The following is a 15,298-nucleotide window of genomic DNA, read 5'->3' on the forward strand; positions in this document are numbered from 1 at the left end:
GCCGGATCCCGTGAAGATCCTGCTTCCCACCCTGTACGACACCCGCGGTGGCTCCACGCGGGTGCTGCTCGCGGCGGCGGAGGCCCTCCGCCCCGCCCATGCCGTCACCGTGCGGGCGCCCCTCGCGGAGGCCGACGAGCGCAGCCCGGCGCTGTTCCCGTCCCGGCCGCTCTCGAGCCGATGGCGCAAGCTCGCCGTTCTGCCGCGCTTCGCCGGTCTCGTGGCGCGCGAAACCCTGGCCCTCCGCCGCCTGCGTCCGGACGTGATCCACGTCCACGACGAGCCGTCCCTCTACGTCTACGGCCTCGCTGCCCGGAGCCTGCGTCCACGCCCCTTCGTGCTCTGGCACCTCCACGCCGATGCCGGCCGGGGCCGTGCAGCGCGCCTCCGCGTCGCCCTGGCGGACGCCTGCATCCGCATCAGCCCCCACATCGCGCCGCCGGTGGGCTTGCCGGCGGTCCTGATCCCGAACCCGCTTCCGCCACTTGCCCCGTTGCCGACGCCGCAGGGCGATCCTCTGTCGACCCTCGCGGTGGTCGGTGCCCTCGTGCCGCGCAAGGGCCAGGATCTCGCCGTGGAGGCCCTCGCTCGCCTTCGGACGGTGTATCCGCAGGCCCATCTGACCCTGGTCGGGCCGGAACTCGATGCGGACTTCGCCGCCCTGCTGCGCGCCCGGATCGCCACCCTGAACCTCGACGCAGCCGTCACGTTCGCGGGCGAACGTGCGTCGGACACCGCATTCGCCGGAATCGGTCTCGCGGTCTTTCCCTCCCGCGCCGAAGCCCAGCCCCTCGCCCTGGTGGAGGCCCTCGCCCGCGGCCTCCCCATCGCGGCGAGCGACATCCCCGCCCACCGCGCCCTCCTGGCGGGGACGGAGGCCGACATTGACAGCCTCGTCGCCCTGATACCGGATTCCCTCGCCGCCGCGATCCTGGCCGCCGCCCGAACGCCCCCACCCACCAACCTCGCCGCCCGCATCCGCGACCGCCACGACGCCACCCGCTTCGCCGAGACCCTGCGGGCGCAAATGAACACCTTTCGCGCCGCGCCCTGAGCGCCGCGACTTTTCTCCCTCGCCCGCCTTGTGACTCTCACACGACCCATGCTAAGCCGCGCTCGTCTCATTGAGGCCCCCGCGGAGAGGTGGCAGAGCGGTTGAATGCACCGCACTCGAAATGCGGCATGCCTGCAAGGGCATCGGGGGTTCGAATCCCCCCCTCTCCGCCAAAACACCTGAAAAGCCTTATTTTTCAGACATCTCCAAGGGAAACAGCGACTTCGCGGCCGTCCGGTGGTACACACGGGTGGTACACACGTGGTTCTCGCTATGTCGCGTCCCTGGCCCCATCCCAAGACCGGCGTCTTCTGGTTCCGTAAGCGGGTCCCGAAGGACCTCCTGGCGCTCGTCGGCAAGCGCGAGGAGAAGGCCAGCCTCGGGACGAAGGAGGTCGGCGAGGCCAAACGCCGCCATGCCGCGCACGCCGCGCAGGTCGAGGTTCGCTGGGCGAGCCTGCGGGCCGGCGTGCGGGACCTGAGTCTTCTCGAAATCCACGCCATCGCGGGCGAGTTCTACGAGGGCCGCATCCCCGAGTTCCAGGCGGGTGATTTCTCGCCGTTTTTCAACCTAGCCTCGGCCGGGATGATCGAGCGGTACGTCAAGGATCCCAGCGCGGAGCATCGCAAGGCATTCCTTGGCTTGCACGGCAAGGAGATCGAAGCCCACTTTGCGCGGAAGGGCCTCCGGGTGGATCCGCAGACGCGCGTGACCCTGGATTACGCGATCGCCAAGGCGATCCTTCAGGCCGTCGAGCAGAGTGCGAAGTATCTCGACGGGGATTTCCGGCCCGATCCGATGGCGGGACGTTTCCCGAAAATCGTCGACAAGCCCCCGACGACCGTCCTGCCATTGGATGAATGGTTCGCCGCGTACGCCAAGGCCTCGGAGCTCGCGCCCTCCACCCAGAAACGGTGGCGGCCGGCGCTGGCGACGCTGGGCACCTACATCGGCCACGACGACCTCGCCCGCGTCACGCCGGACAACGTCGCCGATTGGGTCGACGACCTCGCCCGAGGCGGACGCCGCTCCAAGACCATCCGCGACGTGTACCTTGCCTCGGCGAAGGCGCTGTTCGGCTGGTTGAAGGGCACCCGGAAGGTCGCGGTCAATCCTTGCGAGGGCTTGCGGGTGAAGGTGGTCGAGGGGCCCGTGCTACGCGACCGTTCCTTCACCGAAGCGGAGGCGTCCACCATCCTGGCGGCGGCCCTTGCGCCCCACGGGGGGCGTCTCAGCGCCGAGCACGCGGCGGCCCGCCGATGGGTCCCCTGGCTATGCGCCTACACCGGCGCGCGGGTCGGCGAGATCACCCAACTGCGCCGAAAGGACGTACGCCACGAGGATGGCGTACCGTTCATCCACATCACGCCCGACGCGGGCACAGTAAAGACGAACCGGTTCCGAAACGTGCCGATCCATCCGCACCTAATCGAGATGGGCTTCCTCGACTATGTCGGCACACGCCCGGGGGCGCTGTTCTACGACCCGAAACGAGGCCGCGGCGGCTCGGATGCCAACCCGATCTCGAAGAAGGTCGGGGAACGGCTCGCGGCTTGGGTGCGGAAGCTGGGGATCACCGACGTCGGGGTGGACCCGAACCACGGCTGGCGCCACGGCTTCAAGACACGCGGCCGGAGGGGCGGTATGCGGGACTCAGTCCTCGATGCGATCCAGGGGCACGTGCCGCAGACTGAGGGCGGCAAGTATGGAGAATTCCCAGTCGACGTAATGGCCAACGAGATGAAGGCGTTCCCAAGATACGCCGTCCGCTCGACCACCAAAGAAGCTGTTGCCGCGTAGCATTGGCTAGACCAAGGCTTAGATCCGCTCGGCGATACCTAGCTCAACGAGTGCGGATCACTGAGCCGCGAGATCCTGCCGGTCGGTGGAGCAGCGGGCGTAGCCGATCAGGATCGTCGTCATGGCGGGAAGTGTACGTTTAGGCCCCCGCCATTGGAAGGATCAGCGTACGGGTCTTGTGAGACGATGCCTCCCTCGGGCGGGAGGCGTCCCGAGGGACGGGTCCCGGGTGTCCGTTGGACGACCGTCTATCGGACACCCGGGAATGACCGGGTTGGGTGGATTTCTGCCGGTCCGCTTCCAGAGAGCGGATGCAAGGAAGCGGACATAGCCGCTGAGACCGCTCGCGACCCGACCTTGTCGTCTGATCCGTTCCACACAAGAACCGAAAGCGGCCGATCGGCCCCTTATCTTGCGGCCGCCTAATACGCGGACAAAGTACCTTGAAACAGTGCGTGCAGAAGGAAGCTCGACTGCCCTACGCCGGCTCCTTGGCGAGCGCGTCGAGGGCTTGGGCGAAGCCGAGGAACGACAGTGGGATCGCGACCTCCTGGCCCGCGGCGTTCTTGAACGTGATGCGGCCGGGTTCCGCCGCCAACCGCCAGCGCTTGAGCCAATCTTCCCTAGCGGCCGCCTCGGCGACGCACCCACCGGGGAGGCAGCGGCGCCATGCGAGTTCGACGCCGGTGGTATCCTTCTCGTCCAGAACAACCCGCACGCTGCTCGGCAGGGCGACGTTGGGCGGCAGGATCGCGGTGACCTGCAAGGGTTCTCCCGGCCCCAGGCGGCCGACGGCGATCTGGGCGATCGGCTGAGGCTGTCCCTGAATCTGCATAGTCTGGGCCGCCTCGCAGATCCGCACCGGCTTGTCGCCTCCGCCACGCTGACATCGAACCACCCAGTCGCCGAAGCTCGCCGTCGTGCTGCCGGGCTCCGTCGGAACCGCCACCGCCCTGGCGGGGGCCGCGGGTGCGGCGGCTTTGCCGGTCTGTGCACCGGCTGGCCCGGACACGATCAAGGCACAGGTCAGGCCGAGGAGACGAGCGGTGGAGATCTGACGCATGGGGGAACTCGCTTAAGCGAAACGTGGCACACGAGTGCAGGTCCGATGGCCCCACAAGCAGCCGGAGCCCGCAGACCGGACAAGAATCGGCCCGCTCATCCGACGCGCGGGCCGAGGCGTTCTGGTTTGCGGCTTCCTAGAACCGCAGGGTGAAGTTGCCCTTCACGCCGTGATCCTGGGCCCGGGTGCCGACCTGACCGGTATAGGCCACCCCGAGGGTCGTCCCACGAGCGACCTGCCAGTCGAGGCCGGCCTGGCCCACCACGGCGTCCCGATCGATGGGGATACCGGCGGTGACGAAAGACTGCCCGCCTGAGAAGGCGAGTAGCGCCGAGGGCACCACATCGCCGTAGGCCCGGCGATAGCCGACGAGCGCCCGCACCAGGATGGGCAGGTCGCTGCCGAGCACTGCGCCGAGCTGAGCCTCCGCCCGCACGCCGACCGTGGAGGTCGCCAGATCGTAGTCCCGGCCCGCTGCCGTCAGGGCCGAGGCCCCACCGGTCTCGTTGAAGGCATTCCGGCCAATGCGGATCACCGCACCGCCTAGGAAGGGCTCGACGTAGCCGAGGGCGGTGCCGAACCGGTAGCCAGTCTCGGCGAAGCCCTGGGCCGTGCTTCCGCCGTAACGGGCACCGGCGTTCTCGCCGACACCGGCGAAGATCACGGCGCGGCGGGTGGTCAGGCTGTTGCCGCCGTAGGAAGCGCCGAGCCGCACCTGCAGCGGGCCAGCGCCGCCGCCCGCATAGAGCGCACCGTAGCCGCTCTCGACGCTGCCCGTGGACAGACGCCCGGTGATGTCGAGGTTGGTGATGGTGTAGCCGCCGGCCGCACCGATGCGCCAGTCGTTCTCGACCCGGGCATCGGCGCCGAGGACGAAGCCGCTGGTCTGACGGTCTAGGCGGGCGGCGTTGCCGTTCGTGGCGGTCGAGCCGAAGGCACCGAAGCCCTGGCCCCAGGCCGTGATCGGCTGCGGATCGACGAAGCGGGCCGGCACCATCGACAGGCTCGGCGCGCGGCCGGGCAGGTCGGCGGTATAGGCTGCCGGTACGGTGGTGCCGGGTGCGAAGCGCTGGCCGATGCCCTGGCTGCCGACACCGCTGCCGAAGCCGGCGGAATCACCCCAGCGCAGGCGGTCGAGGACCGCTTCGCGGATCAGCGTCGCCGTTTCGAACTGCGCCGTGATGGCGCTGGCGTGGATCTCCCCCGACAGCGCGTCGTAGGCCGCCCGCGATTGCGGCGCCGACAGCACCGCGATGGCGTCGTAGAGTCGGGCGCCGGGCCCCGTCGCCTGGGCGGCGGCCGCGACGGCGCCCTGGTTGCGCGTCTGCGCGGTGGTGCCGAACGCGATGTCGTTGCGGGCGAGCTGCAGGGTGACGTCGGTGTTGCCGTAAGCCAGGGTCGGCGTCAGGAAGGCGAAGTTCGCAGTGACGTTCGCGAACTGCCCCGTGAGGCCGCCTGCCGCCGTCAGGATGGTGTAGCGCGTGCTCGGCGCGTAGAGGCCGGGCTGGGCCGTGACCTGCACGGTGCCGCCCTGCAGGGCAGCGGTGCCCGACGCGACGATCCGGTCCGACTGGCCCGAGGCCGTGGCGTCGAGCTGGTACAGCGACTGGCTCGCGAACAGGATGTTGCCGGCGACCCGAAGGGTCCCGACCGTGCCCGGGCTCGCGCCCGGTGCGACCGCACCGCCGCCGTTGACGACCACGCCACCGACGACACCGGTGCCGCCGAGGCTCGCTGCGCTCGCGACGGTGACCACGGAGTTGGCGAGGCTGCCGTTGACGCTGAGGCGCCCTGCCGAGATCAGGGTCGCGCCCGACAGGGTGCCGGTTCCCGTATAGGTCAGGCTGCCGGCGCCCTGCTTGATGAAGCGGCCGGTGCCGTTGATCGTGTCGCTCAAGGTGGCGTCGCCGGCCTGATCGATCACCAGGGTGTTGTTGTTGGTCACGGGGCCGCCGCCGAGATTGGCCGCCGACGCCACCAGGGTTCCGGACAGGATGGTGGTGCCCCCCGTGAAGGTGTTGGCGCCGGTCAGCGTCAGGGTGCCGGTGCCGGCCTTGACCAGCGCGGTCGTCGCCGCGCCGTCCGTGATGGTGCCCGCATACGTGGTGGTGTCGTCGCCGGCGGCCGTGAGGGTGCCGTTGCGGAGCACCGCCGCGATGTTGGTGCCCGACAGCGAACCGACGCTGAGCGCCGTTCCGCCGAGGTCGACGGTTCCGTCGTTGGACAGGCGCGTCACGCCCGAGAGTGGCCCGGTCAGGGTGAAGCTGGCGCCCGCGAGGTTGGTGACCGACCCGGCGATCCGCCCGGACGCCGTCACCGTGGCGGCATTGGTCAGCGCACCGTTGAGGGTCCCGGTGGTGGCGAGGCTGCCACCCGTCACCGCCACGGCGCCGTTGATCGCGCCGGTGTTCGTGGTGGTGCCGGCAAGGTTGCTCAGGCCGCCGTTGAGCGTTCCCGCGTTGGTGAAGCCGCCGCTGTTGGCGACGCCGCCGTTGACGGTGCCGGTGTTCGACAGCGTGCCCGCATTGGCGATCGGCGCGGAGGCCGTGGTCCAGGTGCCGCCGTTGGCGAGGGTGCCGCCCACGTCGTTGCGGGCGTTGCCCTGCCACAGGCCGGCATTCGTGAGGCTGGCGGTGTTGGCGGTGAGATTGCCGTTCCAGACGCCGGTGGCGCGGTTGGCGAGGGTGCCCGGGCCGGCATTGCTCACGTCGGCATTGTAGGTGCCGTCGTTGACGACACGGCCCGTGTTGGCAAGGGCATCCGTGATGGTGCCGCCCTGCGCGACGGTGATCGCGCCGGAATTGACGATGCCGGCGGGCGCCGTGAGAGCGCCGCCCGACGCCACGGTGAGGCCGCCCGCATTGGTGAGCAGGCCGGCGAGATCGTAGGTGCCGGAGACCGCGAGCGTCGCGGCGGCCGCGTTGCTGAGCGTGCCGTTGCCCGCGACCCGGCCGGTGATGGAGAGGGTGCCGGCCGTGTTGAGAACGGCGCCGTCGATGCGCCCGGCCAGGGCCGTCACGTCGCCGGTGTTGGACAGCCCGCCCGCGAGGGTGCCGGAAGTCAGGACGGTGCCGCCGTTGGCGAGGGCTCCCGCCACGCTGCCGGTGTTGGTGAAGATCCCGGCGTTGCCGACACCGCCGGCGAGGCTGCCGGTGTTGATCAGCCCGCCCGCCTGCACCCGGGTCGTGCCGGTGGAGGTGTTGGCACCCGAGAGCGTCAGGGTGCCGGCCCCGGTCTTGGTCAGGGCGGTCGTACCGGTGATCGCGCCGGCAAAGGCCGTCGATGCGCCGTCCGAGCCGGCGCTGAGCGTGCCGCCGTTGACGATGCGGGCGCCTGCATTCGTGCCCGCGAGCGACCCGATGCCGAGGTCGTTGCCGCCGAGATCGACCGTTCCGTCGTTGGTCAGGCGCCCGATGCCGGTGAGCGCGCCGGTCTGGATGAAGGCCGCGCCCGCCTGGTTGGCCACCGGGCCGTTGAGCTGGCCCTGCGCCCGGATCGTTCCGCCGTTGGCGACCGCTCCGTTGACGATGCCGGTGGTGGTGAGGCTACCGCTGACGATCGTGGCGCCGCCGTTGATCGTGCCGGCGTTGGTGGTCGCCCCCGTGGCGTTGACGAGGCCGCCGTTGATCGTGCCCGTGTTGGCGAGGCGGCCCGTGTTGGACGCCCGCGCCGCCACGGTCCCGCTGTTGCTGGCGCTGCCCGCATTGGTCAGGCCGGCGCCGAGGGTGCCGGCGTTGACGAGGCTGGCCCCCGTATCGACCGTCACGGCGGAGGCGAGGGCGCCGCCAGCCGCGACGACGAGGGTGCCCGCCGCCGCCTGGGTCGGTCCCGTATAGGTGCTGGCCCCGGTGAGCGTCAGGGTTCCGGTGCCGAGCTTGTTCAGGCCGATCTCCCCGGTGGCGCCGGTGAGCGCGTTGGCGATGGTGGCGCCGACGCCGGCATCGACGTTGACGAAGCTGCGGGTCGGCGACGTGACGTCGCCCAGGAGCGTGAGGGTGCCGGCCCCGGCGAGCGCGTAGCCGTCCGTGGTGAACTGCAGGCCCTGGACGCCCTGCGCGCCCGCGACCGTGACGACGCCGGCCGTGCCGGAGAAGATGCCGACGCCCGAGCGCCAGGCGGTGTTGGCGTCGCCCGTCACCGTCGTCCAGTTCGTGGCCCCGGCCGCCCAGGTGCCGCTGCCGCCCTGCACGCCCGCGAGGGCGCCGCCCGTGTCGGCCCCGTCCCAGAACTGCACCGCCTGACCGCCCCCTGTGCCGCCCGGCGTGACCGGAATCACCGGCGTGCCGGGATTGACCGGCGTCACGGGCGTCACCGGTGTGACGGGCCCCGCTCCGCCCCCACCGCCGCCGCCGCCCGCATTGGCGTTGGCGATCAGCAGGTTCACCTGGTTCGGCACGGTGGTGAAGACGCTGGCCGTCGAGGTGGTGCCCGTCGGCGTCAGCACGGTGCCGAAGGCGCCCGTGAGGGCGCCGCCGTAATCGAACAGCCGGTAGACGCCTGAGACCGGCGCGACGGCGGCGTTCGCGGCCGAGACCAGGCTCAGGGTGCCGCCGAGCTGCAGGTTGCCGCGGACGACGATGAGGTCGTTGTTCAGGCCTCCGACGACGCCCGGTGCCCCGAGCTCGAACAGCGAGGTCGAGCCGGCGTTGAGCGTGTAGTTGCCGCCGATGGTGAGGGTCCCGGGCGAATTGCCGGCCGAGACGGTGGCGCCGGTGTTGACGACGACCGAACCCGCGATGGTGCCGGTGCCGTTCAGGGTCGCGCCGGTGGCGACGTTGACCGTGGCGGCGTTCCCTGCCGTGTCCCCAAGGGTCCCGTTGACGGCGAGCGTCCCGGCGGTGACGTTGACCGTGCCGGTGAACTGGTTGGTGACGCCGTTGACGCCCGTCAGGGTGAGCCGCGCCGCGCCGCCCTTGTTGAGCGTGCCCGCGCCGGTGACGACATTGGCAAGGGCGAGGTCCGCCGTGCGGTCGACGGACAGGGTGCTGCCCGCGTTCACGACGGCGAGGTTGCCGGTGACCGTCCCGGCATTGTTGCCGACGACAAGCGTGCCGCCGTCGATCTGGATTGCGTTGGCGCCCGCCCCGCCGGTGGTCGCGAGGGTGCCGTTGTTGACGAGGGCCGTCGTGCCGGTGCCCGCGACCCGCAGGCCGATGGCGCCCTGCACGGTGATCCCGTTGGCCACCGTTGCGGTGTTGCCGACATTGTTGCCGGTGAGGAACACGCCCGCATTGCCCGCGCCGCCGGCCGCGATGGCGCCGTTGGCGGTCACCGCGACGGCGCCGGTGGTGCCGGTGGCGACGAGGCCGGAGCCGTTGGTGGTGGCGATCGCGCCGGAGGTCACCGTGACCGTGACGGTACCGTTCACGGTGCTGGCGGCGATGCCGTTGCCGCCAGTGCTAGTGATGTTGCCGCCAGTGACGACGCTGACGGTGCCCGTTCCGGTGCTGCTGGTCTGGATCGCATTACCCGCGCCCGAGACGGCGCCGAGGGCGGCCCCTGTCGTGCCGAGGACGACATTGCCGCCGTTGCTGACTGCCCGGATGCCGAAGCCGCCGGTGCCTGTGACCGAACCGGTGCCGGTGATGGAGATGGCACTGGCCGTGGTGAGGTTGGCGTCGATGCCGTTGACGCCGCTGATCGAACCCGTACCCGTGTTGGTGATCGCGACCGCGCCCGTTAGTGCGAAGACACCACTCTGGTTCGCCGCAGTGACGCCGCCGGTGTTGTTCAATGTGCCGCCCTGCAGCGCCACGCCCTGGTTGCTGGCGGTGATCGTTCCGGCATTGTTGAAGATCGCGCCGGAGTTCACGAGCACGGCGGCTTGGGCCTGCCCACCCGTTGCGCCCGGGACCAGCCCGGCCACGCCGGCCGTGTTCGAAGAACCGCCCGTGCCGAGAGCGAGCGTGCCCTGGTTGGCGACCAGCGCGCCCCCGGTCATCGCGCCGGTCAGCGTCTGCGTGCCGGTGCCGGTCTTGGCGAGGATGCCTGTGTTGTTGGCGTTGATCGCGCCGGCGTAGGTGCCATCCGTGGTGTTGTCGCCGCCCACCGTCAGCGTGGTGCCGGCCGCGATGTTGACGGTGCTGCTAGTGTTCCCGCCGGAGAGCGAGCCGATCGTCTCGCTGGTCTGCGCCTGCAACGTCGCCGCCGTGCTTGCGACGTTACCGAACGTCACCCGGCTCGTGTTGGCAAGGGCGGTACCGGCGGCGTTGTTCAGCGTGAGGGTGCCGGCATTGATCGTCGTCGCGCCGGTGTAGGTGTTGACGCCCGTGAGCGTGACCGTGCCCGCGCCGTCCTTGGTGAAGGTGCCCGTGCCCGTGGCGATGGCGCCGGAAATCGTAGTCGCGCCCGCGCCGCCCACGGTCAGGTTCTGGTTCGCGCCGCCGATGCCCCCCGACAGCGTCAGCGTGCCGGCGTCCGAATTGATACGGCTTGCGCCGGCCAGGATGATCGCACCGGCATAGGTGTTGGCGCCGGAAACGTTCTGGAGCGCGCCGTTGCTGCCGGTGGAGCCGTTGCCTGCGAGGCTCAAAGCCTCGCCGGTCACCGTGATGTTGTTCTGAAGCTGAAGCGTGCCGCTCGATTGCACGGTCGTACCGGCCGCCGTCGTGCCGAGCGCGGTTGCGTTCTGGATGTTGAGGATGCCGCCCGAGATCGTCGTGGCGCCGCTGTAGGTGTTGGCGCCACTGAGCACGAAGGTGCCAGTGTCGAGCTTGTTGACTGAGGTCGAGCCCGAGATGACGGCGCCATAGGCACCGGCGGCGCCGTTGGGGGCGGTGCCGTCACCAGTGCCGCGCAGGTTCAGCGTGTTGCTGCCGGTGCCGAGGGCGATCGCGCCCACGGTCGCCGCGGCGTTGGTGCCGGCGGCCTGCAGCACGACGGTCTGCCCGGTCACAGGATCGGTGGTTGTGGCGCCCGTGCCGTTGGTCCCGGTACCTGTGTAGATCGAGACGGTATCGTTGCCGCCGGTGCCGAGGATCGAGCCCGTCGCCGATCCGGCGTAGAGGTTGGCGGTCAGCGCCCCGCTGCCGAAGGCGGTGATCCCGAGCGCCCCGCTGCCGATCGAACCATAGTTGTCCACGGTCAGCGTCCCGGCGCCCACCGCGATGCCAGAATTCATGGTGCTGGTGATCGTGCCGGCGTTCAGCACGGTCGAGGCGCCGCTCCGGACGACGACGCCGTTGCTACTATCGCCCGAGATCGTACCGCCGCCGAGGTTGGTCAACGTCAGCGCTGCACTGGAGTCGATACCGTGAACGGCGCCCTGGATCGCGCCGCTGTTGGTGATCGTGCCGCCGTTGTTGAGTTTGACGCCGACGCTGCCGGTGCCGCCCTGGATCGTGCCGCTGTTGGTGATGCGGCTGCCCGCGCCTGCGATCGCGATGCCGGCGGCGTTCGCTGCCTGGATCGTGCCGGTGTTCGTGATCATGGCCACGCCAAGCACGGTCACGCCGTCGTTGAAGCCGCCGGCGGTGGTTGTGATCTGGCCGGCGTTGGTCAGGATCAGATTGCCGCTGGCGTAGACCCCGGCGCCGTTGCCGGTCCCGTTGTCCGCCGTCCCCGTGTGGCGGATGATGCCGCCCTGCTGGTTGTCGACGGTGCCGGCGGCCCCGAGGCTGACGCCGCGTCCGCCGCTGTCGATCACGCCGCCGTTCTGGTTGGTGACCGTGCCGCCGGCCCGGAGCTGGATCCCGGCGACGCCGCCCGCGGTGATCGTGTTGTCGGCGTTGAGGGTGCCCGAGGCGATCCGGCCGGCGTTGGTGATCCGGTCGGCGGCGTTCGAGCCCACCGCGCCGTACCGGCCGACGATCGTGCCGCCGGCCTGGTTGATCAGGGTCAGCGCGCCGCCGCCGTCGCTGCCGACGCCGTAGCCGTTCCCGGAGTTGCTGGCGTTCTGCCCGTAGATGACGCCGGTGCCGGCGTTCGTGACGGTGAGCGCGCCCGTGCCGTGCTGGGTCACGCCATCGAAGTCGATGCCCTGGATCCGGCCGGCGTTGCCCACGGTGAACGCGCCGGTGACGTTGCCCTGGAGCTGGATGACGCCGCTGGCCTGGCCCACGATCTCCGCGTTCGCGGCGTTGTTGACGGTGGTGCCCACGGTGGTGCTGGTCGTGACGGCGTTGATGCCGCCCACGCCACCGATGACGCGCACGCTGCCCTGGTTGGTGAAGGTGCCGCCGTTCAGGACGACGCCGTTGGCGGCGGCGACGTAGCTGCCCGTGGCCGCGATCGTGACGTTCGAAGCGTCCGCGACGGTGAAGCCGCCGGTCTGCGTGAGTGCTCCACCGAAGGTCGCAGTGCTGCCGCCCGTCAGGCCGGCGACGACGAGCCCGCCAGCACCGTTGATGGCCCCAGAATACGTCGTCGAGGTGTTCGCGCCGCCCGTCGTGAGGGTCTGGCCCGGACGGATCACCACCGTGCCGCCCGTCCCCGCGAGCGAGCCGACGGTCTCGGATGCGGTCACGTCGAACGTGCCGCCGGGCGAAAGCACCACCGCGCCGGTGTTGGCGATGGCGTTTCCGCCCGAAATGCGGAGGATGCCGGCGTTGATCGTCGTCGCGCCCGAATAGGTGTTGGCGCCGGTTAGGGTGAGGGTGCCGGCTCCGAGTTGCTGGACCCCCCCCGTGCCGCCGATGACGTTGGCGATGCTGATCGTCGTGCCGGCAGACGCGTTGTTAACGATGCCGTCACCGCCAAAATTCACGCGTGCGCCGGTGATCGTGTAGTTCTGAGCGTCCGTGTTGAAGATCCAGCTAGCCGGCGCGATCGGTCCGGCTGAGACGTTGACGGCTGGGACACCCGTGGCGGCGAAGACGGCCGACTGGCCGGCGGCGGTCGGAGCCGTTCCGGTGCTCCAATTGGTGCCGAGGTTGTAATCGCCGGTCGTCGTGGTGGCGCCTGGGTTTCCTGCGCCTCCCCATGTCGATGATTGCGCGTGGGCCATGCCGGTGCCGACGGCGAGGGACGCGGCCACCAGCCCCGAACGGGCGAGCACGCCACGCGCCCGGATCGCCAACACCGCGACCGCGCGCAGGGTCTCCTGTAACTTCCGCCGCCCGATCCGGGCTGCTGGGCGGACCTTCCGGATGCGCAGGGGGTTCAACCGGGCAACGAGGGCGGCCGGGGTCTCGACAGCGAGGGTCAGCAGGCGACCGATCCGCTCCCGTAACAGCGACGCGGCCACATGCAGTACGGTCGGCTTGGGCGCTGGACGGGTGCGGAACCCGACCAAGGCCGTGGAGGCGAGCAGGAGGCCGCGGCCCCAGAGGCGTGCCGATCCGGCGGTGCTGTCGACGCTCATCATACCCGGTCCCAGACGCTGACTCGCGCTGTCGCCGTTCCCCTTCGGACGGAAGGATCGAGGCACGCGCGCCCCTCGCTGGTACAGAAGTGTACGGAGCTGCGCGTTGTCTGAGCGTCCCAAACTTCACGCAGGAGCCAACCGCACTGTTCGGGACGGACGATGTGGTTTNCAATGCCGTCACCGCGGAATCCATGGGCGTCGATGTCTCGCGCGAAAAGCCCGACACCACGCGTCCCTCGCTGGTACAGAAGTGTACGGAGCTGCGCGTTGTCTGAGCGTCCCAAACTTCACGCAGGAGCCAACCGCACTGTTCGGGACGGACGATGTGGTTTTCGGGAGACATTGTCCCTTCGGATACGCCTCGTGCCGGTCGCGGGCGTCTTAGGCCTTCGACGACTTGCGGTTCAGGACCTCGACCCAGCCGCGCATGTGTTCNGAGACATTGTCCCTTCGGATACGCCTCGTGCCGGTCGCGGGCGTCTTAGGCCTTCGACGACTTGCGGTTCAGGACCTCGACCCAGCCGCGCATGTGTTCCGCCTTGAGATCTCCGATGGCCCCGCCCTGCGGGCGCAGCATGGCGTCGCGGAACTGGCCCGGCGGCACCCCGTAGGCCGCCACGAAAGCGCGCGAGCCGTGACTGGCCGATGAAAAGCCGAGGTTCCACGCCAGGGTCGCGATCGGGGTGTTCTCGTTGCCCCGCAGGATTACGGCGGGCAGTCGGGCCACCCGGCGGCGGACGATCTCGCCCTTGATGCCGCCGAACGGGGCAAAAGCTCGGTAGCGCGCACCGCGGAAAACCCCCAGCCGGACGAGATGATGCCGACGTAGAGTTCGCGGCGCCCGAGAGGGGTATCGATGAACAGCGAGACCCGAAGGGTCTGCGCGGCCTCTAACTCCTCGCCGTCCCTGTCCCGACCCAACTCGGTCATTCGAATTGAGCACCATGCTTTCCAACCGGGCGGACGCCGGTTGGCGGGAAGGAAGCACGCCTCGACAACTCCTTCGGTCTGTAGGCGATGAAATCACGGGCGGTACAGATCTCAACCGAATGCAACCATTCAGTCGTTTATAGTGCCGTACCAATTCCTCATTCGACCGGGGTGTAAAGCTTGAGCCGCCAAGATTGCGTCAGCTCGAAGAGCCGCCCGAAATTGATCCGGCGATTGTCCATAGATTTCCTTGAATGCACGTGATCCGTGGCTGATACTTGAGAAACCAATTTTTTCCGCAAAAAAGCCGATCGACGTTGATTTGTCCTGTTGGGATATCAGTAGTCGCAGACGAGCGGCACGCCGACGTTTGACGACCGTTTCGATGCCGCCGACGGCTTGCATCGCACGATACAAAGAAGATCGGGAAACACCGATGCTACGGGCGACAGCATCGGAGCTCAAATCTGCCGCGAGGTTGTTGTCGATGAAAATTTCTGCCCTGATGCGTCGCGATAACTCCAAATTGCTTTCGCCGACGGCGTCACTGTAGGCCGTATCGGATCTTCCCTGGACCTGGCCGAGCATACTGGTGATGACGTGACCAACCCCGGCGGCCGAGGTCTCGGGGAAGCTCGATGCACAGCGGATGAAAGAAAGCACGGCTTGGCCGAGCGAGCCTGTCTCACCTTTGGGAAGGATGCTTCCATGCAGATGGCGCACGTCCGGCGCGACAGCCTCGACTTGATCGCGGGCCAAGATGATCGTGACGAGATCACCGTCATCCACGATCGACCGCATCGGTTGGGTCGCGTCGAAGAGAACTGCGTCACCCGGGACAAGACGACGCTCCTCACCCGGCCGACCGCTCACGACCCGGCCGGATCGTAAGACTTGGAGATAGTAATGCTCGAAACCGTCGCGCCGAATGTGCGCGGGATCCCGCCTATGGTCGGCGCCGATGAGTTGCCGATCGTACAGCGTTAGGCGTCCGAAGTGTTGCGCGGCGATGGTTGCTTCGAATGTATCACCGAGGAGGTACGTCGCCGCCCCACTCGACTGGATCATATCGTGATAGAAGCCGAAGCTGTCGGCCGATGCCCTGCTTAGATGCCTCCGGTGGGGGGGCTTCGCCCGCAAGATGCCA

Annotated in this window: 6 protein-coding genes and 1 tRNA gene; 3 read left to right on the forward strand and 4 right to left on the reverse strand. The window is 69.3% G+C overall.

Annotated features, from left to right (window positions below; translation table 11 throughout):
* The first annotated feature begins 10 nt into the window (after positions 1-10).
* The 3 genes from ASF22_RS11120 to ASF22_RS11130 all read left to right on the forward strand — a co-directional run bounded on the left by ASF22_RS11120 (position 11) and on the right by ASF22_RS11130 (position 2,854).
* On the forward strand, positions 11-1,054 hold the full coding sequence (locus ASF22_RS11120) for a glycosyltransferase family 4 protein (protein ID WP_056264081.1): 1,044 nt from the start codon (positions 11-13) through the stop codon (positions 1,052-1,054).
* Between the two features lie 83 nt (positions 1,055-1,137).
* Positions 1,138-1,227 (forward strand) — tRNA-Ser (locus ASF22_RS11125).
* Positions 1,228-1,327: 100 nt separating this feature from the next.
* A complete protein-coding gene (locus ASF22_RS11130) occupies positions 1,328-2,854 on the forward strand; it encodes a site-specific integrase (RefSeq protein WP_056264084.1) in 1,527 nt (508 codons plus the stop codon).
* Positions 2,855-3,332: 478 nt separating this feature from the next.
* Here the strand turns inward: ASF22_RS11130 and ASF22_RS11135 are convergent, their stop codons facing one another.
* The 4 genes from ASF22_RS11135 to ASF22_RS22985 form a co-directional block, all read right to left on the reverse strand.
* The gene (locus ASF22_RS11135) at positions 3,333-3,917 is read right to left on the reverse strand and encodes an invasion associated locus B family protein (protein WP_056264088.1); all 585 of its coding nucleotides are present in this window, start codon (positions 3,915-3,917) and stop codon (positions 3,333-3,335) included.
* A 136-nt stretch (positions 3,918-4,053) separates the two neighbouring features.
* The gene (locus tag ASF22_RS11140) at positions 4,054-13,218 is read right to left on the reverse strand and encodes an autotransporter-associated beta strand repeat-containing protein (protein ID WP_162239539.1); all 9,165 of its coding nucleotides are present in this window, start codon (positions 13,216-13,218) and stop codon (positions 4,054-4,056) included.
* 484 nt (positions 13,219-13,702) lie between these two features.
* Complete coding sequence (locus ASF22_RS11145; protein ID WP_056264095.1) at positions 13,703-13,948, reverse strand: AraC family transcriptional regulator; 246 nt, start codon at positions 13,946-13,948, stop codon at positions 13,703-13,705.
* Between the two features lie 332 nt (positions 13,949-14,280).
* Complete coding sequence (locus tag ASF22_RS22985; protein WP_162239540.1) at positions 14,281-15,219, reverse strand: AraC family transcriptional regulator; 939 nt, start codon at positions 15,217-15,219, stop codon at positions 14,281-14,283.
* Positions 15,220-15,298 lie beyond the last annotated feature (79 nt).

It is taken from the genome of Methylobacterium sp. Leaf87 (genome assembly GCF_001422775.1).
Taxonomy (GTDB): domain Bacteria; phylum Pseudomonadota; class Alphaproteobacteria; order Rhizobiales; family Beijerinckiaceae; genus Methylobacterium.